This is a genomic window from Brevibacterium sp. UBA7493, assembly GCF_002479565.1.
Taxonomy (GTDB): domain Bacteria; phylum Actinomycetota; class Actinomycetes; order Actinomycetales; family Brevibacteriaceae; genus Brevibacterium; species Brevibacterium luteolum.
Window position 1 is genome coordinate 325,128 of the sequence record NZ_DLOD01000015.1, and the last position, 23,849, is coordinate 348,976.

The 23,849-nt window shown below is 65.9% G+C and carries 26 protein-coding genes; 16 read left to right on the top strand and 10 right to left on the bottom strand.

What is annotated here, in order from left to right:
- The first annotated feature begins 31 nt into the window (after positions 1 to 31).
- From B4E96_RS10305 to B4E96_RS10345, 9 genes are all read left to right on the top strand, one after another.
- Positions 32 to 1,642 (top strand): HDIG domain-containing metalloprotein, encoded by a 1,611-nt coding sequence (locus tag B4E96_RS10305; RefSeq protein ID WP_414632692.1) that lies wholly within the window; start codon positions 32 to 34, stop codon positions 1,640 to 1,642.
- Between the two features lie 146 nt (positions 1,643 to 1,788).
- The gene (locus tag B4E96_RS10310) at positions 1,789 to 3,501 is read left to right on the top strand and encodes an AMP-binding protein (RefSeq protein ID WP_286957458.1); all 1,713 of its coding nucleotides are present in this window, start codon (positions 1,789 to 1,791) and stop codon (positions 3,499 to 3,501) included.
- A 303-nt stretch (positions 3,502 to 3,804) separates the two neighbouring features.
- Positions 3,805 to 6,054, top strand: coding sequence for a transglycosylase domain-containing protein (locus B4E96_RS10315; protein WP_259854859.1), 2,250 nt, complete (start codon positions 3,805 to 3,807; stop codon positions 6,052 to 6,054).
- 19 nt (positions 6,055 to 6,073) lie between these two features.
- On the top strand, positions 6,074 to 7,423 hold the full coding sequence (locus B4E96_RS10320) for a hypothetical protein (RefSeq protein WP_286957460.1): 1,350 nt from the start codon (positions 6,074 to 6,076) through the stop codon (positions 7,421 to 7,423).
- A 110-nt stretch (positions 7,424 to 7,533) separates the two neighbouring features.
- The gene (gene rpsF / locus B4E96_RS10325) at positions 7,534 to 7,824 is read left to right on the top strand and encodes a 30S ribosomal protein S6 (RefSeq protein ID WP_102162493.1); all 291 of its coding nucleotides are present in this window, start codon (positions 7,534 to 7,536) and stop codon (positions 7,822 to 7,824) included.
- Between the two features lie 51 nt (positions 7,825 to 7,875).
- Positions 7,876 to 8,463, top strand: coding sequence for a single-stranded DNA-binding protein (locus B4E96_RS10330; protein ID WP_102162492.1), 588 nt, complete (start codon positions 7,876 to 7,878; stop codon positions 8,461 to 8,463).
- Positions 8,464 to 8,523: 60 nt separating this feature from the next.
- Complete coding sequence (gene rpsR / locus B4E96_RS10335; RefSeq protein WP_102162491.1) at positions 8,524 to 8,763, top strand: 30S ribosomal protein S18; 240 nt, start codon at positions 8,524 to 8,526, stop codon at positions 8,761 to 8,763.
- Between the two features lie 18 nt (positions 8,764 to 8,781).
- Complete coding sequence (gene rplI / locus B4E96_RS10340; RefSeq protein WP_259854856.1) at positions 8,782 to 9,240, top strand: 50S ribosomal protein L9; 459 nt, start codon at positions 8,782 to 8,784, stop codon at positions 9,238 to 9,240.
- Positions 9,241 to 9,406: 166 nt separating this feature from the next.
- Positions 9,407 to 10,222: a MerR family transcriptional regulator gene (locus B4E96_RS10345; protein ID WP_286957462.1), complete on the top strand. Its 816-nt coding sequence runs from the start codon at positions 9,407 to 9,409 to the stop codon at positions 10,220 to 10,222.
- Between the two features lie 247 nt (positions 10,223 to 10,469).
- On the opposite strand, the gene B4E96_RS10350 is transcribed toward B4E96_RS10345, so the two are convergent.
- Positions 10,470 to 10,730 (bottom strand): hypothetical protein, encoded by a 261-nt coding sequence (locus B4E96_RS10350; RefSeq protein WP_146004384.1) that lies wholly within the window; start codon positions 10,728 to 10,730, stop codon positions 10,470 to 10,472.
- Between B4E96_RS10350 and B4E96_RS10355 the strand changes: the two genes are divergently transcribed.
- Complete coding sequence (locus B4E96_RS10355) at positions 10,722 to 12,035, top strand: DUF445 domain-containing protein (protein ID WP_286957463.1); 1,314 nt, start codon at positions 10,722 to 10,724, stop codon at positions 12,033 to 12,035. The genes B4E96_RS10350 and B4E96_RS10355 overlap by 9 nt on opposite strands.
- On the opposite strand, the gene B4E96_RS10360 is transcribed toward B4E96_RS10355, so the two are convergent.
- From B4E96_RS10360 to B4E96_RS10370, 3 genes are read right to left on the bottom strand one after another with little or no spacing between them, the layout of a single operon-like run.
- Positions 12,032 to 12,487: a hypothetical protein gene (locus B4E96_RS10360; RefSeq protein WP_286957465.1), complete on the bottom strand. Its 456-nt coding sequence runs from the start codon at positions 12,485 to 12,487 to the stop codon at positions 12,032 to 12,034. The two genes, B4E96_RS10355 and B4E96_RS10360, sit on opposite strands and share 4 nt — an antisense overlap.
- Complete coding sequence (locus tag B4E96_RS10365; protein ID WP_191725226.1) at positions 12,484 to 12,834, bottom strand: phospholipase A2; 351 nt, start codon at positions 12,832 to 12,834, stop codon at positions 12,484 to 12,486. Before B4E96_RS10365 ends, B4E96_RS10360 begins: the two co-directional genes overlap by 4 nt.
- Positions 12,767 to 13,363, bottom strand: a complete 597-nt coding sequence (locus B4E96_RS10370) for a hypothetical protein (RefSeq protein WP_191725227.1) — start codon at positions 13,361 to 13,363, stop codon at positions 12,767 to 12,769. The genes B4E96_RS10365 and B4E96_RS10370 overlap by 68 nt, the downstream gene beginning before the upstream one ends.
- Before the next feature lie 552 nt (positions 13,364 to 13,915).
- Here B4E96_RS10370 and B4E96_RS10375 point away from each other — a divergent pair.
- From B4E96_RS10375 to dnaB, 5 genes are all read left to right on the top strand, one after another.
- Entirely contained in the window at positions 13,916 to 14,713 is a 798-nt protein-coding gene (locus tag B4E96_RS10375; RefSeq protein ID WP_286957467.1) for a hypothetical protein, read from the top strand.
- Between the two features lie 419 nt (positions 14,714 to 15,132).
- Positions 15,133 to 15,906 carry an ABC transporter ATP-binding protein gene (locus B4E96_RS10380; RefSeq protein WP_191725229.1) on the top strand — a complete coding sequence of 258 codons (774 nt, stop codon included), beginning with the start codon at positions 15,133 to 15,135 and terminating at the stop codon, positions 15,904 to 15,906.
- A 13-nt stretch (positions 15,907 to 15,919) separates the two neighbouring features.
- Positions 15,920 to 17,263 carry an FtsX-like permease family protein gene (locus tag B4E96_RS10385; protein WP_286957468.1) on the top strand — a complete coding sequence of 448 codons (1,344 nt, stop codon included), beginning with the start codon at positions 15,920 to 15,922 and terminating at the stop codon, positions 17,261 to 17,263.
- A gap of 112 nt (positions 17,264 to 17,375) precedes the next feature.
- Positions 17,376 to 18,350 (top strand): cytochrome b/b6 domain-containing protein, encoded by a 975-nt coding sequence (locus B4E96_RS10390; RefSeq protein ID WP_286957469.1) that lies wholly within the window; start codon positions 17,376 to 17,378, stop codon positions 18,348 to 18,350.
- A gap of 158 nt (positions 18,351 to 18,508) precedes the next feature.
- A complete protein-coding gene (gene dnaB, locus B4E96_RS10395) occupies positions 18,509 to 19,855 on the top strand; it encodes a replicative DNA helicase (RefSeq protein ID WP_217007233.1) in 1,347 nt (448 codons plus the stop codon).
- An 84-nt stretch (positions 19,856 to 19,939) separates the two neighbouring features.
- Here the strand turns inward: dnaB and B4E96_RS10400 are convergent, their stop codons facing one another.
- The 6 genes from B4E96_RS10400 to B4E96_RS10425 form a co-directional block, all read right to left on the bottom strand.
- On the bottom strand, positions 19,940 to 20,191 hold the full coding sequence (locus B4E96_RS10400) for a hypothetical protein (protein ID WP_259844339.1): 252 nt from the start codon (positions 20,189 to 20,191) through the stop codon (positions 19,940 to 19,942).
- Positions 20,176 to 20,436, bottom strand: coding sequence for a ribbon-helix-helix protein, CopG family (locus B4E96_RS10405; RefSeq protein ID WP_102162481.1), 261 nt, complete (start codon positions 20,434 to 20,436; stop codon positions 20,176 to 20,178). The genes B4E96_RS10400 and B4E96_RS10405 overlap by 16 nt, the downstream gene beginning before the upstream one ends.
- A 96-nt stretch (positions 20,437 to 20,532) precedes the next feature.
- Positions 20,533 to 21,072 (bottom strand): DUF2332 domain-containing protein, encoded by a 540-nt coding sequence (locus B4E96_RS10410; protein ID WP_259800412.1) that lies wholly within the window; start codon positions 21,070 to 21,072, stop codon positions 20,533 to 20,535.
- A gap of 72 nt (positions 21,073 to 21,144) precedes the next feature.
- A complete protein-coding gene (locus B4E96_RS10415) occupies positions 21,145 to 21,456 on the bottom strand; it encodes a DMT family transporter (protein ID WP_286957580.1) in 312 nt (103 codons plus the stop codon).
- Positions 21,456 to 21,851, bottom strand: a complete 396-nt coding sequence (locus B4E96_RS10420; protein ID WP_338128417.1) for a DMT family transporter — start codon at positions 21,849 to 21,851, stop codon at positions 21,456 to 21,458. Before B4E96_RS10420 ends, B4E96_RS10415 begins: the two co-directional genes overlap by 1 nt.
- A 117-nt stretch (positions 21,852 to 21,968) precedes the next feature.
- Positions 21,969 to 22,313: a hypothetical protein gene (locus B4E96_RS10425; protein ID WP_217007230.1), complete on the bottom strand. Its 345-nt coding sequence runs from the start codon at positions 22,311 to 22,313 to the stop codon at positions 21,969 to 21,971.
- 215 nt (positions 22,314 to 22,528) lie between these two features.
- Between B4E96_RS10425 and B4E96_RS10430 the strand changes: the two genes are divergently transcribed.
- On the top strand, positions 22,529 to 23,848 hold the full coding sequence (locus B4E96_RS10430) for a YjiH family protein (RefSeq protein ID WP_286957471.1): 1,320 nt from the start codon (positions 22,529 to 22,531) through the stop codon (positions 23,846 to 23,848).
- Position 23,849: the final 1 nt, after the last annotated feature.

Genomic DNA, 23,849 nt, shown 5'->3' on the forward strand with positions numbered 1-23,849 from the left:
TGCTGAACTGACCCCCTCGAATGGAGATCACGTGTCCCTGGCCGACGCCCATGCACGCCTGCTCGCCGCCCTTGACGCGCACGAGCACATCCTCGGCCCCCTGGCTGAGATGTTCTCCGCCGCCGGCCGGGAGCTCGCCCTCGTCGGCGGTTCGGTGCGCGACGGGCTGCTCGGCCGGCCGATGCCCGATCTCGACTTCACCACCGATGCCGACCCGGATGCGATCCTGGCGATCGTGAATCCGTGGGCTGATGCGGTGTGGGAGATCGGCCGGGCGTTCGGCACCATCGGCCTGCTCAAGGACGAGCTGCAGATCGAGATCACCACCTACCGCGCCGAGGCCTATGACCCGGATTCTCGCAAGCCGACGGTGGCCTTCGGCGACGACCTCGATGACGACCTCGTCCGCCGGGACTTCACGATCGGGGCGATGGCCGTCCGGCTGCCCGAGCGCGTCTTCGTCGACCCCTTCGGCGGGCTCGCCGACCTGACGAACGGGCTTGTGCGCACGCCGGGCAAGGCCGTCGACAGCTTCTCCGATGACCCGCTGCGCATGATGCGCGCCGCCCGCTTCGTCTCCCAGCTCGGCTTCGGCGTCGACGCTGAGGTGCGTGAGGCGATGACCCAGATGGCTGAGCGCATCGACATCATCTCCGCTGAGCGCGTCCGCGACGAACTCGTCAAGCTCATCTGCGGGATCCGGCCGCGGGCCGGCATCGAACTGCTCGTCGAGACCGGGATCGCCGCGCGGATCCTGCCCGAGGTCACCGACATGCAGCTCGAACGCGACGAGCATCACCGGCACAAGGACGTCTACCAGCACAGCCTTACCGTCCTCGACCAGGCCGTCGACCTCGAGGCTGTCTACGCCGCCCGCCAGGCCGCGGCGGCCGCCGAGAAGACCGCCGCCGAGAAGACCGGCACTGAGAAGACTGCCGAGCAGGCAGAGTCCACGCCGCCGGGCGCCGCGCCCGGGGCGGAGGGCGCCGGGGCACAGGACGCGCCTGCCGGGCCGGTCACTGCGGTCGCCGAGGACACCCAGCGCATCGCCGTGCCTGATTTCATCGTCCGGTTCGCTGCCCTCATGCACGACATCGGCAAGCCCTCGACCCGCCGATTCACCCCTGACGGTGCGGTGACCTTCTACCACCACGATGTCGTCGGAGCGAAGATGACGCGTAAGCGGATGAAGGCGCTGCGCTTCGACAAGGCCACGACGAAGGCCGTCAGCCGGCTCGTCGAACTGCACCTGCGCTTCTACGGTTACGGCGATGCCGGCTGGACCGACTCGGCAGTGCGCCGCTACGTCACCGATGCCGGTGAGCTGCTCACCCGCCTGCACATCCTCACCCGCTCCGATGTCACCACCCGCAACCGGCGCAAGGCCGAACGCCTCGCCCACGCCTACGACGACCTCGAGCACCGGATCGAGAAGCTGGCCGAACGCGAGAAGCTCGACGCCGTGCGCCCGGACCTCGACGGCCGGCAGATCATGGACATCCTCGGCATCAGCCCCGGCCCAGCCGTCGGGCAGGCATATGAGTTCCTGCTCGCCCAGCGGATGGAGCACGGCCCGCTCGGTGCGCAGCGCGCCGAAGAGGTGCTGCGCCAGTGGTGGGCCGAACAGGACACCGACGCCTGAGAGCCGAGCTCGGCAGACGGTGTCCACCGGGCTGCGCGAGCTGATCGAGCTGCGCCAGACGACTGCAATGTGACCCGGTTCACCTGACTGCCACAGGCGCCTGTTACCTTGAGACCAATGAATGGGACACGCCGTGAGGAGGCACCATGACGACCGTGACCGAACAGTATCGGGCGGCACGCGACCGGCTGCTGGAGCTGCGCCTGGACTACGCACAGGCAAAGGACGAATTCCAGTGGCCGCACTTCGAGCACTTCAACTTCGGCCTCGACTGGTTCGACGCCATCGCTGAGAACAACGACAAGCCGGCCCTGTGGATCTGCGAACAGGACGGCACGGAGAACATCTACAGCTTCTCCCAGCTCTCCCGCCGCTCGAACCAGGTGGCCAACATGCTCCGCGCTGCCGGTGTCACCCGCGGCAGCCACGTCATGGTGATGCTCGGCAACCAGGTCGAGCTGTGGGAGTCGATGCTCGCCGGGATCAAGCTCGGCGCCGTGCTGCTGCCGACGACCACCCAGCTGGGCCCCATCGACCTGACCGACCGCGCCGAACGCGGAGAAGCCTCCTTCGTCATCGCCGGTGCCGCCGATGCCGCGAAGTTCGACGAGGTCGACGTCGACCTCACCCGGATCGTCGTCGGCGCCGAGCCGGCCCGCGAGAACGACCTCGCCTACACCTCGGCTGCGGATTTCCCCGAGACCTTCGAACCCGACGGCCCGACCCCGGCCGATGACCTGCTGCTGCTGTACTTCACCTCGGGCACGACCTCGAAAGCGAAGATGGTCGCCCACACCCACACCTCGTACCCGGTCGGCCACCTGTCGACGATGTACTGGATGGGCCTCGAGCCCGGCGACATCCACCTCAACGTCGCCTCACCCGGCTGGGCCAAGCACGCCTGGTCGAACATCTTCACCCCGTGGATCGCCGAAGCCTGCGTGTTCCTGTACAACTACACTCGCTTCGATGCGACAGCGATGATGGAGACGATGGGCCGGGTGGGCGTCACGAGCTTCTGCGCCCCGCCGACGGTGTGGCGGATGCTCATCCAGGCCGACCTGTCCCAGCTGACGAACCCGCCGGTCAAGGCGCTCGGCGCCGGTGAGCCGCTCAACCCCGAGGTCATCGACCGGGTCAAGAAGCACTGGAACGTCGACATCCGCGACGGCTTCGGCCAGACCGAGACGACCCTGCAGATCGGCAACCCGCCCGGGGAGCCGATCGTCTACGGCTCGATGGGCAAGCCGTTGCCCGGCTACGACGTCATCCTGCGTGACCCGGCGACCGGGGAGATCGGTGATGAGGGGGAGATCTGCCTGCAGCTCGATCCCCGTCCAGCCGGCCTGACCCAGGGCTACTGGGGAGACGAGGCCAAGACCGCCGAGGCGTTCGCCGACGGCGTCTACCACACCGGCGACGTCGCCAGCCGCGATGCCGAGGGCTACATCACCTATGTGGGCCGCGCCGATGACGTGTTCAAGGCCAGCGACTACCGGCTCTCGCCCTTCGAACTCGAAAGCGTGCTCATCGAACACGAAGCCGTCGCCGAAGCCGCCGTCGTGCCGTCCCCGGACCCGGTGCGCCTGGCGGTGCCGAAGGCCTATGTCGTGCTCACCGCCGGCTGGCGACCCGATGCCGACACCGCCAAGGACATCCTGCGCTTCTGCCGCGAGAACCTCGCCCCCTACAAGCGGATCCGGCGCATCGAATTCACCGAGCTGCCGAAGACGATCTCGGGCAAGATCCGCCGTGTCGAGCTGCGTGCCCGCGAACGCGAACTCCACCCGTTCGAGGGCGGGACGACGGTCGAGCATCAGGAGTGGGCCGACACTGACTTCCCCGACCTCAAGGGCTGAGGAACCGGCTGCCAGCTGAGCATCCCTGCCCTGCCGACGTGTGATTGCTCACGTCCCGGCGCACCGATCAGATGACCCATGGTCTGGTCGGTGCGTCGGGTTGTGCGCTAAAATTGCAGGTCACATGCAGTGCGATTCGGACAAGCACGCGCATGCGGCCTGCCTGCGCTGTGACCGGCGTCAGGTGATCTTCATCGACTTCCAATCTTTGAATGTTTGGCTGAATCGACACACCGCACACTCACTCTTGGGGGATCTGTGGCCAAAACCGCACCGAAGGCGAGCCGAAGCGCGCGCCGGAACGTGAACAAAGGCCTGCTCAACTATCCGCGCCAGGGCGTGACCGGCTGGACTCGCTGGCTGCCCTCGCTGCGGCTCATCGGCGTCGGCATCCTCACCGCCTGCGTCGTCGTCATCGGCCTCTTCAGCATCGGTTATGCCGTCACCGACGTCCCCGAACCGAACAAGGAAGCCGCCGGACAGACCTCGACGGTGTACTACGACGACGGCGAGACCGTGCTCGGGTCCTTCAAGACCGAGGACCGCAAGAACGTCACGATCGACAAGATCTCGACACCGATGCAGCAGGCGGCCATCGCCGCTGAGGACAACAGCTTCTACGAGAACCGCGGCATCTCCATCAAGGGCCTGTCGCGTGCGGTCATCGGTGTGGCCACTGACAATTACGCCGGCGGCGGTTCGACGATCACCCAGCAGTACGTCAAGAACTTCTACCTCACCAATGAGCGCACCCTCGACCGCAAGGTCAAGGAGATGTTCATCGCGCTCAAGATCGACCAGGAGCTGTCGAAGGACGAGATCCTCGCCAACTACCTCAACACCATCTACCTCGGCCGCCAGTCGTACGGCATCGAGGTCGCTTCGAAGAACTACTTCGACAAGCCGGCCAGCGAACTCGACGTGGCCGAAAGCGCACTGCTGGCTGCGATGATCCAGCGTCCGGGTCTGGCGGACCCGGCTGAGGACCCCGGCAAGTACGAGGACCGCTTCAAGTATGTGCTGGGGAACATGGCCGAACTCGGCTACATCACCGAGGATGAGGCCGCCAGCACTGAGATGCCCGAGGTCCGGGCCGCGCAGACCGACAACCAGTTCGCCGGCCCCAATGGCTATCTGCTCGATGAGGTGCGCAAAGAACTCAAGCGCAACGGCATCGAGGACGAGGTCATCGACCGCGGCGGGCTCGAGATCACCACCACCTTCTCGAAGAAGAAGATGGACGCGGCGATCGAGGCCGTCGAGGACCTGCCGAAGCTCAAGGAGGGCATGCACGTCGGACTCGTGTCGATGGACCCGGAGACCGGCGGCATCGTGGCGATGTACGGCGGCAAGGACTTCCTCGAGCGCCAGCACAGTGCTGCGACCGAGGACATCACCCAGGCCGGTTCGACGTTCAAGCCGTTCACGCTGGTGGCCGGCCTGGAGAACGGCTACCGTCTGACCGACTACCTGACCGGCACCTCGGGCACCCCGATGAACTACGAGGGAACCCGCTGGAGCCCGAAGAACTACGGCGGCGCCAGCTACGGCCCGGTCAGCCTGCTCAAGGCGACCCAGAGCTCGGTCAACACCGCCTACGCGCAGCTGAATATCGAGGTCGGCCCGGAGAAGACGGTCGACGTGGCTGAGCGTGCCGGCCTGCCGAAGGACACCGAGGGCCTGGAGAAGAACGCCGCCAACGTGCTCGGCACCGCCAGCCCGACGGTCAAAGACATGGCCACGGCCTACAACACGTTCGCCTCCAACGGCATCACGCACACGCCGCACACCGTCAAGGCCGCGGTCACCCCGGAGGGTGAGAAGCTCTACGAGCCCGATACTGAGGGCAAACGGAACTTCGACAAGAACGTCATGGCCGAGACCACCTACGCGCTCTCGCGCGTGGTGACCGGTGGTTCGGGCTCGTACGCCTCGACGCTGGGCCGTCCGGCAGCCGGCAAGACCGGTACTTCGCAGGACAACTACTCGGCCTGGTTCGCCGGTTACACCCCGAACCTCACGACCACGGTGTCGATCTTCCGCGATGACGGAGAGGGCAATCCGGTCGAGATCGGTCCCTACGGCGGCCGCGGTTCGATCACCGGTGGTTCGTTCCCGACCCAGACGTGGACGAAGTACATGAAGGACGCGCTCAAGGACGAACCGGTCAAACAGTTCCCCAAGCGTGGCAAGCTGCCGCAGGTGGAGAAGCCGAAGCCGAAGTCCGGCGTGCCGAACCAGCGCCCGAAGCCCAAGCCGTCCCCGAAGCCGAAGACTACGCAGGACAAGCCGAAGGACGACAAGCCCAAGGACGACGACAAGCCGAAGGACGATAAGCCTACGGAGGAGCCGAAGCCGGAGCCGACCAAGGAACCGGAACCGAAGCCCGAGCCGACGAAGAAACCGGACCCGAAGCCGACGAAGAAGCCGGATCCCAACCCGGACCCACCCGGTGACAATGAGGGTGCCGGCAGCGGCAACAACGGGGGCTTCAAAGGGTCAGGCTTCATCATGCCCGGCTTCATCCGCCAGGGAACCGTCAGCATCCTGTGAGGCGCGATAGCCTAGGCGCATGCCAGGTGTGACTCCCCTCAGAGCTGCTGAGCCGCTGCTCGGCGGCAGGCCCGGCGCCCATGCGGCGTCGGGCCCTTCGCCGTTCCGGACGGCGGCCGCACTCATGTGCATGCTGGCCGCCTTCGGCACCGCCGGCATCGGCATCCTGCTGCACGGGGCGTGCATGCCCGGCTACGAACTGCCCGGCGCCTCGGCGCGGATGTGCGCCTCACCGGTGGCCAATGCGCTGACCGGCACCGAATTCCCCGCCGGGCCCGGCCGGGCGTCCGGCGCCCCTGCCGCGCTCGACCCGGTGACCGGATGGTTCGTCGAACTCGGCTTCATGCTCAGTGCCGGCCTGGGTGCGGGGGACATGATGGCCCTCCTGCTCGTCATCAACACCATCGCTGTGGCCGCGATGGCGCTCGGTGCTGCCGTGCTCATGCGCCGACTCGCCTGGCTGCCGGTCGCCTGCATCTCCCCGGCGGTCATCTTCTCGATGGGCCAGTCGCTCGACCCCGTCGGCATCGCCTGCCTCGTGTGGGCACTCGTGCTGCTCAACCCGACCGTGGCCGGCCCCCACTCGAACGCCGGGGCCGGTGTGCTCTTCGCCATCGCCGCACTCATCAACCCGCTCGGCATCCTCGCGCTGCTCACCGTCATGGTGCTGCTGTGGCGCGCCGGGCAGCGCTCCGACCTGCTGTCCATCGGCGGGGCGGCTCTCATCGCCGTCGGCCTCGTGCTCGCCATCGACGGGCTCATCTTCCACCGCCTGTCCGTGTGGTGGCAGCAGCCGATCGACCGCGGCTCGCTCGTCTCCCTGCTCGCCTACGGAGAAGGCGCTGATCCGCAGCTGCTGGCAGGTGTCAGCCTCGCCGCCTGCGCGATCGGCGTCATCGCCGCACTCGCCTTCATCACCCGCCGGCCCCGGCCGAACCTGTACGCCGCACTCACGATGGTGCTCGGACTCGCAGTCGTCACACTGCCCTCAGCGCCGATCACCCACGCGCTGTGGCTGCTGCCGGCTGCCGCACTCGCCATCCGCCGGCTCTGGATCTTCATCGCCTGGGCACTGGCCGAGGCGGCCCTCGTCATCGCCGTCAACCTCTCCGACATCACCGCCTTCGACGCCAGCACGGGACTCTCCCCAGCCTGGCTGCTCATCTTCACCTGCCTGAGGCTGGCAGCCGTCGTCGCCGTCATCACCGCCGCCGCCCTCGAACTCGACCGCAGCCCCCAGCCGGCCCCCGAGCCTGAGGCGAGTCCCGCCTCGGGCACGGAGGCAGGCGCCGCGGGCAGGGATGCCACCGCCTCGGGTACGGAAGCAGGCGCCTCAGCTGGCGAGGCGGGCGTCAAGGCACTAGACTGAACCAGTCTGTGTCCGCTGCGGACCGATTCCGCACCCGGCCAGACGCAACGCATATACCCTCCTGCCATGGACCGACCATGGCCGCTGAGACCAGAGGAGGTGGGTGACACGTGCGTCATTACGAGCTGATGCTCATTCTGGATCCGGAACTCGAAGACCGTTCCGTTGACACCACTGTCGAAAAGCTGCTGAAGGTGGTTCCCGCTGACGGCGGAACCGTCGACAATGTCGATGTGTGGGGCCGTCGCCGCTTCGCCTACGAGATCAACAAGAAGGCCGAAGGCACCTACGTTGTGGTGAACTTCCACGCCAAGCCCGACACGACCAAGGAACTCGACCGCCAGCTCGGCCTCAACGAGACCGTTCTGCGCTCGAAGATCCTGCGTCCCGACGCGAAGTAATCCAGCAGATCCGAGCTCGGAACCGCTGACCCCCACGCTGTAAGGAGCATCATGGCAGGCGACACGATCATCACTGTGGTGGGAAACCTCACCGCCGACCCCGAACTGCGCTACACGCCCAACGGGGCTGCGGTCGCGAACTTCACAGTGGCGTCGACCCCGCGCATGTTCGACCGCAAGACCAACGAATGGAAAGACGGCGAGACCCTGTTCCTGCGCTGCAACGCGTGGCGGGATCTTGCTGAGAACGTCACCGAGACCCTGCAGCGCGGCACCCGCACGATTGTGCAGGGCCGGCTGAAGTCGCGCAGCTTCGAGACGAAGGAAGGCGAACGCCGGACCGTCTTCGAGCTCGACGTCGACGAGATCGGCCCGAGCCTGCGCTACGCCACGGCCAACGTGACGAAGAAGGAGTTCTCCGGCGGCGGCTTCTCAGGAGGCGGCCAGGGAGGATTCTCCGGTGGCGGACAGCAAGGCGGCGGTCAGCAGCAGGGCGGCGGCTGGGGACAGAACCCCGGCGGCTTCGGCGGGCAGCAGGGCGGCCAGGGTCAGTCGAACGACCCGTGGGCCAGCTCGAACCCGCAGGCCAACCCCGGCGGAGGCTGGGGCAGCCCGACCTCGGACGAACCACCATTCTGATCACACCCCGGCAGGCGCGTGCCTGCCGCTGATCAACAGATTTTCTGACAGGAGCACATCATGGCAAAGCCGGATCCCCGGAAGCCCATCAAGAAGAAGGCGAACCCGCTGAAGTTCGGCGAGGCAGCCCAGATCGACTACAAGGACACCGCAACCCTGCGCAAGTTCATCTCCGACCGCGGCAAGATCCGCGCTCGTCGCGTGACTGGTGTCAACGTGCAGGAACAGCGCATCATCGCCAAGGCCGTCAAGAACGCCCGCGAGATGGCGCTGCTGCCCTACTCGGGCTCGACCCGATAAGACGAGGGGAGTAGAACAATGGCTACCAAGAAGGTCATTCTCAACCAGGAAGTCGACGGCCTCGGAGCCGCCGGCGACGTCGTCGAGGTCAAGGCCGGCTACGCCCGGAACCTGCTGATCCCGCGCGGCTGGGCCACCACCTGGTCCGCAGGTGCTGAGAAGCAGATCGAGTCGCTGCGCAAGTCGCGCCAGGCCCGCCAGCTGGCCGACCGCGACGAAGCACTCGCACTCAAGGAGAAGCTCGAGGGCAGCTCGGCGAAGATCGAGATGAAGGCCGGACAGAACAACCGCCTGTTCGGCGCTGTCACCGCCGCACTCGTCGCCGACGCACTCTCCGAGGCACACGGCACCACCTTCGATCGCCGGCAGATCGCCCTGCCCGGCCACGTCAAGGAGCCCGGCAGCTACACCGCCACCGTGCGCGTGCACGACGAGATCACCGCGAACGCGAAGTTCGACGTCATCGGCAAGCGCTGAGCCGCTGGTTGACCCGTCACTGAGCTGACGCAGCTCACACAGGCCCCGGAACCCACGCGGTTCCGGGGCCTGAGTGCGTGTGGGGGGTGGGCTTGGCCGCCAGCGGGCCGGGCGGCCACACCCCTGAATTGACCCTCACGCGACGTCAGGGCCGAACGTGGTGGATGTGGACGATACTGAGGGAATGGTCGAGCACACCCCGGAGCTGACAGTCGGCGCGGCCGCCAGGCTGCTCGACGTCAGCGTCCGCACGCTGCACCACTGGGACGCCATCGGGCTGGCCAGCCCGAGCGAACGCACGTGGGCCGGCTACCGCATCTACACGGCAGCCGATATGCAGCGGCTGCGCCGCGTGCTCATCTTCCGCGAACTCGGCCTGCCGCTGGCAGAGATCGGCCGGATCCTCGACGATCCGAGCATCGACCTGGCAGTCGAGCTGGCTGAGCAGCGCGCATCCCTCCTGACACGTATCGACCAGCTGCGGAGAGTCGTCTCTGCAGTCGAACGGATAATGGAGACCACCACCATGGGAAAGAAGCTCACAGCAGCCGAGCAGGCTGAGATCCTCGGCCCGAACTGGAACCCCGACTGGGAGGCCGAAGCGCAGCAGCGCTGGGGCCAGACCGACGAATGGGCCCAGTCCGAGGCGATCAAGCAGACCATGACCACCGCCGACTGGCAGCGGGTAAAGGACGACACTGAGGCCTTCGAGGCCGAACTCGCCGTTGCGTTCACGCGCGGAGTCGAGCCCGGCAGCCAGGAGGCGAACATGCTGGCCGAGCGGCACCGCGCCTCGATCGGCCAGTGGTTCGACATGACCATCGAGAAGCAGGTGTGCATCTCGCGCCTGTACGTCAGCGACCCGCGCTTCGCCGCGCACTACGACGAGCGGGCAGACGGCTTAGCCGCCTGGCTCGTCGAGGTGATCGCTGCCGGCGCCTTCGCCCGAGGTGTGGACCCGGAGACTGCCGAATGGCAGTGAGTTCCGGCCTCAGCCGGTGGCCGTGACCGTATAGACGGCCCGGCATCGACATCGGTGGTTCTCTCCGCCGATACCCCATCGGATAGGTGTTGGTGAAGCCGGTGGTGACTTCCCTGCCGTCGGCGACGATGAAGTGCGCACCGCCCGAGCCCATGCGTGGCGAGCAGCCAGAACTCCTCAGCTCGAGGGTCATCCAGCATCTGCTGATCGGCGGCAAGCCAGCAGAACTGCCGGCTTGCCGCCGAACTCACCCGGGCTGCACCCGCCCGCCCGGGGGAGAGGTGAGGCCGGTGCGTTCGGAGTCGGCGATCTTCTCACTGAGCGCGCGGGCGGATTCCGAGGCCGCCTGCTGATCTGCACCGGCAGCTGCTGAGGATCCGCCGCTGTGCGAAGGTGCTGAGCAGGCGGTGCCGAGCACCGCGATCGAGGCGGCAAGGGCGAGAGCGGGCAGTCGTGTCTTCCGGGTGGGGAGCCCGGGCCGAGGTGTCAGAATAGGGACATGACTCACTCGCCCACCACCTCGGCGGCGGCCGGATCCACCGGACCGACCGCACCGGCGCGCATCGACGACACCTTCGGCGACCTCGAGCGGGCGCGTGCGCTGAGGAAGATGCGCCAGCTGGCGACCGCGCTGCTCGTGCTGGCGGCGTGCATCTTCGTCCTCACCCATGTCTTCACCGATCTGACCGGCGTGTGGGGGTTCGTCGCTCGCGGCTCCGAGGCGGCGATGATCGGCGCGATCGCCGACTGGTTCGCCGTCACCGCGCTGTTCCGCCACCCGCTCGGGCTGCCGATCCCGCACACGGCGATCATTCCGCGCAAGAAGGACGTGCTGGGCGAGAGCATGTCGAACTTCGTCGCCGCGAACTTCCTCACCTCCGTCACCGTCGCCGCGAAGATCCGCAACGCCCAGGTGACCGCGCGCATCGGCGGCTGGCTCAAGGAGCCGGGCAACCAGGAGATCGTCGTCACCCGCGCCGGGCAGGGCCTGGAGTATGTGCTCAGGCGCGTCGACGATGATGCGATCGAGGCGCTGACCCGCGAGGTGCTGGTGCCCAAGCTCGTCGACACGCACAAGTCGCCGGTGCTCGGCCGGCTCGTCCAGGAGATCGTGCAGGACGGCGCCCACCACCGGCTCGTCGACCTCGTCGTCGGGGAGGCGTACACGTGGCTGACGGCCAACCCGCAGGTCATCGACGAGGTCGTCGCCCAGAAGGCTCCGGACTGGGTGCCGTCCTTCGTCAACGAGGGAGTCGCCCGCCGGCTGCGCCGCGAGGTCCTCGAATGGATCGCCGATGTGCGCGACAACCGCTACCACAAGGCCCGCCAGGCCCTCGACCGGTGGCTGCTCGAACTCGCCGCCAACCTGCGCGAGGACACCTCGATCGCCGAGCGGGCCGAGAACGTCATCGACGACCTGCTGCGCGAAGAGGGCGTCGTCCAAGCTGTGCTCGATGTGTGGGCTTCGCTTAAGCGGTTGCTGCGCGGAGCGGTGCTCGACACCTCCGGCGAGGTGCACCTGCGGCTGCGGGCGCTGCTCGACCAGACCGCGACCCGGATGGTCGAAGACGCCGAGTTCTCCCGCGCGATCGACAACCGGCTCGCCATCACCGTCGGCGACCTCGCCGAGTCCTTCGGTCCCGAGATCGCCAGCGTCATCTCCGATACGATCGCCGGCTGGGACGCCAAGGAAGCCTCCGAGCGCATCGAGCTCTACGTCGGCAAGGACCTGCAGTACATCCGCATCAACGGCACCGTCATCGGTGCGCTCGTCGGCCTGTTCCTGCACGGCGTCATCCTGCTGCTGCCCTAACCAGTGCGCGGCGGCAGGCTCCCCGCACGCGTCGCCGGCCCGCCGGGCAGCGCGAGGACGATGAGCGCGGTCGTCAGCAGCACGAGTGAGGCCGGCAGCCAGATGATCGGCACAGCGAAGTTGATGCCGAGCGGATCGGCGATGTTCATGCTGATCGCCACGCCCGCGGCGATCGCCGCGGCCACCGCGACCCCGGCGACTCCCAGCCGCAGCCAGCGCTCGCCGGCCACCGCCTCGCGAGCGGCGCGCAGACTCAGCATGAGGATGAGACCCGCAGCTGCCGCCACCGCTGCGATCGCAGCGAGGTCGGCTGCGATGAGCCCGGCCCGGCTGGGCAGCGTCCCGCCGAGGAACATGAGCGCCACCGAGGCGGCCACGAGCACCGGCGGCAGGATCCGCACCCCGAGCGGTGCGCCCGCCCGGGGTGCGGATGCCGGTTCGCGTGCGGTCACGAGATCGCAGTCTTTCCGGCCACGGCGACGTAGTAGTGTCCGGCGATCACACGGCAGCCGCGGCGCTTGACGCCGGCATCGTAGTAGCCGTAATCGCAGTTCTGCACGAGGTGGTCGAGGAAGGTGCTGTCGCAGACCTTGCGGCGCTCCTTGCGCTCCGGGCGCGGCAGGTCGAGGTCGACCTCGATGCACATGTCGTGCCGGGCGCACGGTCCGCGGAAATCGGCCTTGCCCCACTCATCGGGCGACCAGGTGCAGTAGTCGTGCAGCGACTTCTGCTCATGATCCGGGTCGTATGTAGTCGCTGGGAACGGTGACCTGCTCCGGGCGCTCGATCGCCTCGGCATACGGGGCCAGGCTCGGCGCGCTGCCGGCAGCCTCTGCCGTGTTCGGTGCCGGGGCGGTGCCGTTGCCGAGCACGAGGCCTGCCAGCATCTCCTTCGAGGCGGTGTCGTCGACATCGAGCCCGGTGGGGCTGAAGAGCGGCACGAGCAGCTCGCCCTCACCGGCCGGTGCTGCGGTCGTGATGATCTCGACCTGGCCGTCGGCGATGGTTACCTCGGGTGCGGTGAACCCCGCATCGGTGGTGATCATCGCCGTGAACGCGAACTCACCCAGCCCGTTATCGCAGGTGACCTGCCCACCGTCGCCGAGGCGGCACTCAGCTGGCAGGTCGAAGTCCAGGCGAGTGCTCGTCGCGCCGGGTGGCAGGGTCACCGGATCGGCGATGAGCATGCCGGCGGCATCGTCCTGGGCGGACATCGCGGTGACCGGGACAGACAGCGGTGGTGCGGCTGCGGCCGGTGAGGTGAACAGCGAACCGGTCAGCAGCAGCGCACCGAGAATGGCAAGCAGCTGGAGAAACGCGCGGGGCAAGCAGCGGAGATGGGGATTCGGGTGCGTCGACGGCATGTCGGCCACGAGTCCTTCGGGGTGGGGATCTGATCCTGGCGGATCTGGACGGCCGGACAGCGGCGTACGGGCGGCCGATGCATGGGAGTGATCTGCTGCACACCCGACCATATAACTGCAGCCGCGTCCTCTCAGGGCGTGCCGGCTGTCGCGTTTCTAGCGTGATTGGGGAGCGTGGGACCGTGTCGAATTGGGCTAGGGGTAGAGACAGCTTTGGAAACGTATTCAAAGATTGTTGGGTTGAATGAGTGAGCACGCAGGTGCGGGTAAGGCGAATGTGAGCTATATCAATATATAGCTGTCTGTTATTGTGAAAAGGTAACGAATTTGTAACTATAGCAATGCGAGCATGGTGCGAGCGCGCATGATGGTTTTATGACTGAAAGCTGAATCGTATTCAGGAAGCGCCCTGATATTGTATTTCAACATGCGGAAAAGAAGCTTGTTCTTTTCCAATAGGCGGAATATAATGATATTAATATGTAACGCCTCTACTCCTCCTGCCGAAGGATCCCCATGAAGAAGTTCGCAGTGCTCGGTGCTGCTATTATTGCCCTTTTCAGTCTTGCCCACCCCGCACCCGCGTCGGCGTTCAATCCTGATGATGCGACGAAGAGCCATATAGAAGCTGCCGAGGTGTTTCTGGCAGAAGCGGGGGCGAGCAAGCACGACACTCGCCAGCTGATCAACAAGATTGAACGCAACGAGCCAATTGGAAGTGCCGCCGGATTGCCGATAGTCGCCAAGTGGACTCAGCGCGATGGTGACTTTTTGGTAACTACGGAAACCTACGCTGATGGATCGATTGAAGTTTCCAGCCTAGAGCAGCCTGCGGCTCCTGATGGACTGACTGACGCAGAGTTCGAAGCTGGACGTCCCGCACAGACTGCTGGAGAGACAACGGCTGCGCAGCACAATGAAAGAGGCGGGCTTACCGTGCCTAGCGGAAGAAATGAAATTCACGGTTCCATCAAAGGGTGCAAGGTAAAGGCTGGAAGCGGGTATCGCTCATATCGAGCATGCACTGTGTTGCGACAATCGGCAACAGCTAACATTAGTTTCACTGCAGCTTACACGTTAGTTCAAAAGGGAAATGACTATATTAGTGGTGTGAGTACGCCGATTCATAGGTGTTATGTAGCTTCATGCACCGATGTTAAAACCAAGATCCTTCGAAAGAAGGAGTCGCGGTCCGGCAAGGCCGTGGCGAGAGGATCTATGAATGTGACTGCTCCAGGTGGCTGGGCCTCCAAGAGCTATTGGGTGGAGCTCCGAGTTGGCGGTAACAAAGCGACTGTTGTCAACGGGGGCTAGGATTATGTGGCTCGGATCAAAACTGGTTGAAACTGGACACCTGAATGAGAATCCCGAATTCTCTCGTGGCTACGACATTGCCTTTGTCGTCGTTCCGATTGCCATTGCCGTGATCACGGTTGCGGCAATTGTATTCATCCTCCGCTCGAAACTGACGAACCTGGAGAAGGTCATCTTGGCAGCTGTCTCGGTTGTCGTTCCGTTGGTGGGAGCCGTCACCGCTCTTGCTGTGACAGTCGTCCTTTCACGCCGTTCCCCGGATGGCTCTGACCGGCACGCACCGAGTCGGAGCTAGCGACGTGCGCGGCTGACCGCCGCCGAGGCGGGGGTTGCCAGTTGCAGAAATGGTGGGGGTTTCCTGACCGCGAAGCCAGGAGAACCGCATTCTTCCCAGCCGTCGAGAGACGAAAAATGGAAGCATGAACACTCCGATCCTCACCGCACACGCACTGACCAAGACCTACCAATCGACCCAGGCGCTGGCCGGCATCGACCTCGATGTCACCGAGGGCGAGGCGCTGGCCGTCATGGGTGCCTCGGGTTCGGGGAAGACGACACTCCTGCACGCCCTGGCCGGCATCATCCCCATCACCAGCGGCGCTGTGACTTTGGCCGGCAGCGGCCGGCAGGCCCGGGAGATCAGCAGCCTCGGTGCCGGCAAGCGCACCGACCTGCGCCGCGGCTCGTTCGGGTTCGTCTTCCAGCAGGGCCTGCTCATGCCGGAGCTGACTGCTAAGGAGAACGTCGCGATCGCCGCGATGCTCAACGGGACACCGCGCCGCGAGGCCGAACGCTCGGCGGCAGCCTGGCTGGAGAGCCTCGGACTCGCAGGCCACCTGGACAAGCGCATCGGCCAGCTCTCCGGCGGCCAGCAGCAGCGCGTGGCGATCGCCCGCTCCCAGATGAACGACCCGCTCGTCACCTTCGCCGATGAACCGACCGGCGCCCTGGACTCCACCACCTCGGCCGAGGTGCTCGACGTGCTCCTGCGCTCGACCGTCAAGCGCGGACGCACCCTCATCATGGTCACCCACGATGCCCAGGTCGCAGCGACCTGCTCGCGGGTCGTCACCCTCTCCGACGGCCGGATCACCCACGACACCGCCCACCCGGCACACGGCCACCCGGACCATGCCCAGCCAGCCACCGCCTCGGGCGCGGTGTCCACCGGCTTCGCACACATCCAGCACTGAACGGGAGGACGACATGCGCACCGCACTCACTGTCATGCCCCTGCTGCTCTCGCGCCAGACCTTCGCCGGGGTCCCGGCGATGCTGACGATGCTGGCGTTCATGGCCAGCGCCAGCCTGTTCCTGCTCGTCACCGGCGGGCTGTGGGCGTTCCTGCACTGGAACCCGCCTGGGGTCGGTGAGCTCGCCGAGGTCTACCGGATCCTCGCCGGCATGGCGACCGTCATGCTCATCATCCCGGCCGCCTCCCTCGGCATGGCCTCGGCGAAGCTCTCCGCTCGCCGGCACGATGAACGGCTCTCGACGCTCTCGCTCATGGGCGCTGGCACGGCGACGATCACGGTTCTGGCGATCGCCGAACCGCTCATCCTCGCTGCCGTCGGGCTCATCGCCGGCATCGGCGGGTACTATCTGCTGCTCGTGCCCGTCAGCCAGATCCCGTTCCAAGGCGCCGGCCTGGGCTTTGAGAACATGATGCTGCCGCTGTGGCTGACCGCCTGCGTGCTCGCCGTGCTGCTGCTCATCTGTCTCATCTCCACGCTCACCGGCCTGCGGCGGGTCTCGATCTCCCCACTCGGCGTGCGCGCTCGGGCGCTCGACCGTCGGTTCCCGGTTGGGCGGATCATCGCCGCCGTCGTCATCGCCGTGATGCTCTTCGCCGGCGTGACCGTGGTGCGAATGGTGAGCCTGAGCCAGGGGGTCGTGATGATCATCCTGCTGAGCGTTGTCGCCGGCGGATTCGTCATCATCAACGTCCTCGGCGTCCTCACCGTCCGCCTCATCGCCCACCTGCGGGCCAAGCGAGCACGGACGGCCGAGAAGCTCATCGCTGCCCGGATGCTCTCCGATGAGCCCAAGCAGTACTGGCGCCGCTCGGCCGGCATCGCGATGACCGCCTTCACCGCCACCTTCGCCGGCACCGGTGTCGCGCTCATGCAGACCGCTGACACCTCACACATGTCGCCGTCGGAGGCCCTGCTCGGCGGGGATGTGCTCACCGGGGTGCTGCTGACCCTGAGCATCTCGTTCGTCCTCATCACCGTCTCCGCGGTGCTCAACCAGGCCGTCGACATCTACGACCGCCGCGACACCTACGAGACCCTCGGCGCTGCCGGCATGCAGCCGGCGACGATGCACCGCATCAACGTCGCCGCCGTCATGACCCCGATCGTGTGGGTCTCAGCGATCGCCGGGACCATCGGGCTGCTGCTCGTGGCACCCCTGGCCGGGATGGCTGCGGTGATGTCGCCGGTCACCATGGGCATGATGCTCGCCTCCGTCGTCATCGGCGCGCTCATCGTCCGCGCGGGCCTCTCACTGACCCGGCCGCTGACGGCGAGGATGGCACTGGCAGCCTGATCTCCGCCTCGCAGAAAGGGACCCGATGCCCCGCCGGGCGATGACAGGCGCTAAAGTCAGGTGTCAGAGTCAACGACCATCAGGCTGTGGAACTTCGGCGGAGGAGACCCTCATGGCAGCAGCGGACAGCAAGAAGAAGCGCAAGAAGAAAAAGAAGAAGAGCGGCGGCACCCCGTTCCGCGAATCGCCGTTCTTCAAGCTCGTCTGGATCGTCCCGATCGCACTCGTTGTGCTGGCGATCGCCGGCGTGCTCTCGCGCATGTTCCTCGGCTCGGCCAGCGGCCAGGAGTTCCTCGCCAAGTATCCCGGCCACTCAGAGCTGCCTGCCGGCACCCCGGAGGGCTTCCCGTGGTGGGCGCAGTGGCAGCACTTCTTCAACATCTTCCTCATGGTCCTCATCATCCGCTCCGGGTGGCTCGTGCGCGTGCAGCAGAAACCGGATGCGTACTGGACCCGGACCGTGAAGAAGCAGAAGAAGGGCGCAGCCGAACCGACGAAGATGAGCATCTACCTGTGGCTGCACCTGAGCCTCGATGTGCTGTGGCTGCTCAACGGCTTCATCTTCGTCATTCTGCTGTTCGCCAGCGGCCACTGGGCGCGCGTCGTGCCGGTCAGCTGGGACATCTTCCCGAACATGATCTCAGCCGGCCTGCAGTACCTGTCGTTCGACTGGCCACAGGAGATGGCCTGGGTCAACTACAACGCCCTGCAGGTGATGGCCTACTTCGTCACGATCTTCATCGCCGCCCCGCTGGCAGCGATCTCCGGTGTGCGGATGTCGCCGATCTGGCAGAACACCTGGCCGATCTCCAAGGCCTACCCGGCTCCGGTCGCGCGTGCCATTCACCTGCCGGTGATGTTCTACTTCGTCGGCTTCATCTTCATCCACGTGCTGCTCGTCTTCACCACCGGCATGCGGCACAACCTCAACATGATGTTCTCGTGGACCGGTGACAACGCCACGAGCTGGTGGGGCTTCATCATGTTCGCCATCGCGATGATCGTCGTGGCCGCCGGTTGGATCGCCGCCCGCCCGATGTTCATGCAGGCGATCGCCGGCATCACCGGCAAGGTCACCACCCGCTGACACCGGGGATCCACAGCCCCGTTCCCGAGGTGCCGGTCGCGTCCACATGCGGCCGGCACCTCGCGTGCGGGGCCATTCACACCCGCCTGCAGACGGGTGTGTCGGCACGTGGCTGAGCGGCTACAGTGGGACAGCAGACAGCGGACGGAAAGGCGGCGATGACAGACGATCAGTGGCAGCGGGCAGAGGCCGGAATGCGGACCCCGCCCCAGGATCTCGATGCCGAGGAGTCGATCCTCGGCGGCATGATGCTGTCGAAAGACGCGATCGCTGACGTCGTCGAGACGCTGCGCGGCGAGGACTTCTACAAGCCGGCCAACGAGACGATCTACGACGTCATCCTCGACCTCTACGCCCGCGGCGAGCCTGCCGATGCGGTCACCGTCGCCAACGCCCTGCAGAAGGCCGGGTCGCTGGCCCGAGTGGGCGGAGCAACCTACCTGCACACGCTCATCGCCTCGGTGCCGACTGCGGCGAACGCCGGCTACTATGCCCAGATCGTGCGCGAACGCGCGATGCTGCGCAAGCTGGTCGAAGCCGGCACCCGGATCGTGCAGATGGGTTACGACGCCGAGGGCGACACCGACGATCTGGTCAACCGCGCACAGACTGAGATCTACCAGGTCACCGAGCGGCGCACCGCTGAGGACTATGTGCGCCTCGGCGAGATCATGGAGAGCACTGCCAACGAGATCGAGCGGATGGGCGAGCACGGCGATGACACCGTGGGCGTGCCGACCGGCTTCACCGAGTTCGATGACCTCACCAACGGTCTGCATCCGGGCCAGATGATCGTCATCGCTGCCCGCCCTGGCGTCGGCAAGTCGACGCTGGCCCTCGATATGGCCCGCTCGGCGGCGATCGCCGCGCGTCAGTGCACCGTGATCTTCTCCCTGGAGATGGGCAAGCAGGAGCTGTCGATGCGCCTGCTCAGCGCCGAATCCGGGGTGCCGCTGCAGAACCTGCGCCGGGGTGAGGTCTCCGAACAGGACTGGACGACGCTGGCGGCGAAGATGTCGCGGATGCACGATGCGCCGCTGTACATCGACGACTCGCCGAACATGGCGCTGACCGAGATCCGCGCGAAGTGCCGCCGGCTCAAACAGCAGCACGATCTGCAGCTCATCGTCATCGACTACCTGCAGCTGATGTCATCCGGCAAACGTGTGGAGTCGCGTCAGCAGGAGGTCTCGGAGTTCTCCCGGTCGCTCAAGCTGCTGGCCAAGGAGCTCGAGGTTCCGGTCATCGCGCTCTCGCAGCTCAACCGGTCCTCTGAGCAGCGCACCGACAAGCGGCCGATGATCTCGGATCTGCGCGAGTCCGGTTCGATCGAGCAGGATGCCGATATGGTGCTGCTGATCCACCGTGAGGACATGTACGATCCGGAGTCCCCGCACGCCGGTGAGGCCGACATCATCGTCGCCAAGCACCGCAACGGCCCGACCGGCGAGATCAAGGTCGCCTTCCAGGGTGCGCGCTCGCGCTTTGCGAACATGCCGCACTGACGGGGCGTTCCGGTCGGCGGGCGAACAGAAGTCGTGAAACGCGTCGTGGATCGCGAAGCCGTCACCGATCTGGCTGCCGTGACGTCAGAACACGAGGCGGCGATATTCGGCTCGTGCCTTCATCGCATGGATGATCTCAATCTCTCCGTCGTCCCATATGAGCACCACAATTTCGAGGAGTCTTCCCTTAGTGTCGAGACCGATGCGCAGTTCCCGTCGCGGGTGCTCGTCATCCAGTGGGCCACCGGCGAGAACTGCCGTCGCGGCGCACAAGGCGTCTTCATCGCTGATCCCGTGCTTTCGAGCCGATGGCGAGACGATCACTTTGCTGACCACTCTCGCACTGCAGTGCGGATTGCGGTCGAGCGGTCCATGCCCTCGCGATCCGCGCGCTCCATCAGCTCTGCCAGCTCGGAGTCGGAAAAGCGTGTCGGAATGACCTGGGAGGCCTTCTCAGCACGGGGTGGCCGTCCCCAGCGCCGTTTCAGCTGATCGACGTCGTAACCGGCTTCTGCTTCGTCTGCCCAGGCCTGTACTTGCTCGTCCGAGACTTCATGTCCATTGATAATGCGCTTCGACATACTTCTTATTGTATTACGTAATACGCTTTGAGGGAAGAGGAATTTCTCTATCTTGAGCGTCGGCAATAGACCCGGGGTAGCGGCTGTGGGTCTTGCCTAGAAGTCGGCGGGTCTCGGGGTGAGTCCCCGGTACGACTGACCATGCGGTCCAGTGAATGCGACGGGTTCGCCGTCGACTGCGAGGACGAACCGTCCCTTGGCCTGCTGGGCGACGCTTTCATCGAATTCCGGGAACGCGCCTGCGCCTTCATTGCTGATCCACACCACTGAGGGCTGCGCGGCCATCGAATCAGCAAACTTTCGGCGGGCTTCTGCATTCACGTAGGCGAGCACCGCCGAGTGGAACACAACGACGGTCGCTTCTGCCGGAGCCTCGGCGATGAGGGAATCGAGGTCGGTGAGCAGATTCCCGGTGACAATTCGCGGCGGGTCTGCGGCGACGATCTGAGCGGCTGCCCGCAGTCGTTGCCTTCGAGCCTCGTGCTCGGGCCAGACGAGCGACTCCAGCCATCGCAGATCCGACTCGCCGGTGACGTCGAGGGGGTTGAGATCGAGGCCAGCTGACCAGACCACCGCAGGAACGGACTCGGGAACCCGAGCACCGGAGATCGTGCACGGTCCTGGCTGCCTCTGCAACGACGGGACCGGACGCTGACGGCATGCTGCCAGACTGCGCCAGGACCACCTCGGCGGCGGGGTACTCAGCCCCTATCCGAGCTCAACCATCAGCACACCGGCTGCCACGAGCACAATGCCCAATCCCATCACCCAGGTGAGCTGCTCGCGGAAGAGCAGGTGGGTCAGCACCGCGGTGAGGGCGACGCCGCCGGCGGCCCAGATGCCGTAGGCGACGGACAGATCCATGCCGCTGGCGAGCGTGAGCGACAGGCATGAGAACGCGATGATATAACCGAGACCGACGGCGGCGTACCAGATGCGGCCGCCGGTGACGGCCATGCGCAGGCACAGGGTGCCGGCGACCTCGGAGACGATCGCAGCGGTGAGGAACACCCAGGCGATCATGCCGGCCCCTCAGCGGTTTCGAGCCCATCGACTGAACGGTTCGCGGCGTGGGCGCCGAGTTCGATGCACAGCACCCCGGCGATGATGACGATGATGCCCGCACTCATGAGCCAAGAAAACGGCTCGGCGTAGATGATGACCGAAAACACCGCGGTGAGTGCGACCCCGAAGGCCGCCCACACGCTGTAGGCGACACCGAGGCTGATCCCGGCGCGCAGCACCCCGGCCAGGCACGTGAAGGCGATGAGGAAGCCGGCCACCACGACGGCGTAGAGCGCCGGGTGGGTCAGAGCGCCCTTGAGCGACAGCGAGCCCGACACCTCGGCGATGATCGCGACGATGAGCAGCATCCAGCCGCGCAGCCGCCGTGGTGCTTCAGCCGTCCCGGCCACCGGAATCCTCCCGTCATGTGCAGCGTCATCTCAGGTGCACAGCCCGGGCATCACGCGACCCCAGGCGGCAGCACCTGGGTCAGTGTAGCGGTTCGGCGACGGCAGCGACGGCGCCTGTCAGACGCCGGCCGACGGGCTGCCGGGTGAGTCCGTCTGGCGCTCGCCGTAGACGAGGACGAACTCGTCGATCGCCTCGCGCGTCAGATGCGCGATGTCGGAATGGAGCTTCTCCTCCAGCAGCAGCCGTTCGGCGAGGAGTTCGGCGTGGGATTCGCGGGCTTCGTCAGCGGCTTCGATGAGGGCTTCGCGTTCATCGCCGTCGAGGTTCGGATCACCGGCCGTGATGCGCAGGCACTGTTCGCAGCGGGCGACTTCGCGCCGGGACTGCTCAGCAGATTCGGTGAGGTCGTTGAGGATGGATTGGTTGTCGAGACAGTCTTCCCATTGGATCTGCGGCGTCATGGCTTTCACCTTTCTCGCTCCCCTGACCCAAGCATAAACAACACCGCTGACATTCGAGCTGAGAATCGCTCATTCCCGCCTGTGAGTATCGGCCCGGCACGCCAGCCGGAATTCCGCGATATCGGACAGCGAACCATGCCCGGGCGCTCATAGCTCAGGTGACGTGCGTTACAGTGAGCGGGAAAGCTCCACTGAACCTCCGCGGAGAACCGACCATGACGGCACGCACCGAACCGAGCTCCCCGACCCGGCCGCGGGGCATCTGGCGCATCTTCGTCTTCTCGGCCATCGGCATCTTCATGTTCTTCGTGCCGATCACCATCGCCGGCACCAACACGATCCCACTCGACCACATCGTCACCGGCATCAAGACCTACGCCGCACCGGTCGTGCCCTTCATCGTGCTGGCTCTCATCCTGCTGGGCACCGTACGCCCGTTCCTGACCGGCAGCTGGCGGGACTCGCCGACCCGCACCGTGTTCTCCTTCCTCAACATCGCAGGTCTTATCGTCGCGATCCTCATCCTCACCTCCCCGCCGGCCTGGCTGGCGGCTGAGGACATCGGGCCGTTCCTGTGGGAGAAGCTCGTCATCTCCGTCGGTCTCATCGTCCCGGTCGGTGCGATCTTCCTGGCGATGCTCGTCGGCTACGGGCTCATGGAGTTCATCGGCGTGCTCGTCCAGCCGATCATGCGCCCGGTCTGGCGCACTCCCGGCCGCTCGGCGATCGACGCGGTCGCCTCCTTCGTCGGGTCCTATTCCCTCGGCCTGCTCATCACCAACCGCGTCTACCACCAGGGCAAGTACACCGGCCGTGAGGCCGCGATCATCGCCACCGGCTTCTCGACGGTGTCAGCGACTTTCATGATCATCGTCGCCAGTGCGCTCGATCTCATGGACCACTGGCTGCTGTACTTCTTCACCACCCTGTTCGTCACCTTCCTCGTCACCGCGATCACCGTGCGCATCCCGCCGCTGTCGACGATCCCGCACGACTACTGGCATGAAGCGACCCCGCAGCCGGAGGAGAAGCCTGCCGGATCCCGCCTGCGCGCGGCCTGGGGTGAAGCCCTTGAGGCGCTCGACCGTGCGCCGAGCTTCGGGCGCAACATCTGGCTGAACTTCCGCGACGGCATCTACATGGCCGCCTCGATCCTGCCCTCGATCCTGTCGGTCGGGCTCATCGGCCTGCTGCTGGCAAAGCACACGCCGCTCTTCGAATGGTTCGGCTACCTGTTCTACCCGTTCACCTGGATCACCCGGATGAGCGAACCGCTGCTGACCGGCCAGGCGCTCTCGCTCGGCCTCGTCGAGATGTTCCTGCCCTCCACCCAGGTCGCCGATGTCGACTCGCTCGTCACCCGCTTCGTCGTCGGCATCATCTCGGTCTCAGGCATCATCTTCTTCTCCGCCATGGTGCCGTCGATCCTCGCCACCGACATCCCGATCAAGCTGTGGCACCTCGTGGTCATCTGGTTCGAACGCGTCGCCCTATCGATCCTCATCGCCGCCCCGCTGGCCCACCTGCTGCTCTGAC

Coding starts and splice junctions, on each gene's coding strand:
- B4E96_RS10310 (WP_286957458.1), top strand. CDS start 1,789: ATGACGACCGTGACCGAACAGTATCGGGCGGCACGCGACCGGCTGCTG.
- B4E96_RS10320 (WP_286957460.1), top strand. CDS start 6,074: ATGCCAGGTGTGACTCCCCTCAGAGCTGCTGAGCCGCTGCTCGGCGGC.
- B4E96_RS10330 (WP_102162492.1), top strand. CDS start 7,876: ATGGCAGGCGACACGATCATCACTGTGGTGGGAAACCTCACCGCCGAC.
- rpsR (WP_102162491.1), top strand. CDS start 8,524: ATGGCAAAGCCGGATCCCCGGAAGCCCATCAAGAAGAAGGCGAACCCG.
- rplI (WP_259854856.1), top strand. CDS start 8,782: ATGGCTACCAAGAAGGTCATTCTCAACCAGGAAGTCGACGGCCTCGGA.
- B4E96_RS10355 (WP_286957463.1), top strand. CDS start 10,722: ATGACTCACTCGCCCACCACCTCGGCGGCGGCCGGATCCACCGGACCG.
- B4E96_RS10365 (WP_191725226.1), bottom strand. CDS start 12,834: ATGCCGAGGCGATCGAGCGCCCGGAGCAGGTCACCGTTCCCAGCGACT.
- B4E96_RS10375 (WP_286957467.1), top strand. CDS start 13,916: ATGAAGAAGTTCGCAGTGCTCGGTGCTGCTATTATTGCCCTTTTCAGT.
- B4E96_RS10380 (WP_191725229.1), top strand. CDS start 15,133: ATGAACACTCCGATCCTCACCGCACACGCACTGACCAAGACCTACCAA.
- B4E96_RS10385 (WP_286957468.1), top strand. CDS start 15,920: ATGCGCACCGCACTCACTGTCATGCCCCTGCTGCTCTCGCGCCAGACC.
- B4E96_RS10390 (WP_286957469.1), top strand. CDS start 17,376: ATGGCAGCAGCGGACAGCAAGAAGAAGCGCAAGAAGAAAAAGAAGAAG.
- dnaB (WP_217007233.1), top strand. CDS start 18,509: ATGACAGACGATCAGTGGCAGCGGGCAGAGGCCGGAATGCGGACCCCG.
- B4E96_RS10405 (WP_102162481.1), bottom strand. CDS start 20,436: ATGTCGAAGCGCATTATCAATGGACATGAAGTCTCGGACGAGCAAGTA.
- B4E96_RS10425 (WP_217007230.1), bottom strand. CDS start 22,313: ATGACGCCGCAGATCCAATGGGAAGACTGTCTCGACAACCAATCCATC.
- B4E96_RS10430 (WP_286957471.1), top strand. CDS start 22,529: ATGACGGCACGCACCGAACCGAGCTCCCCGACCCGGCCGCGGGGCATC.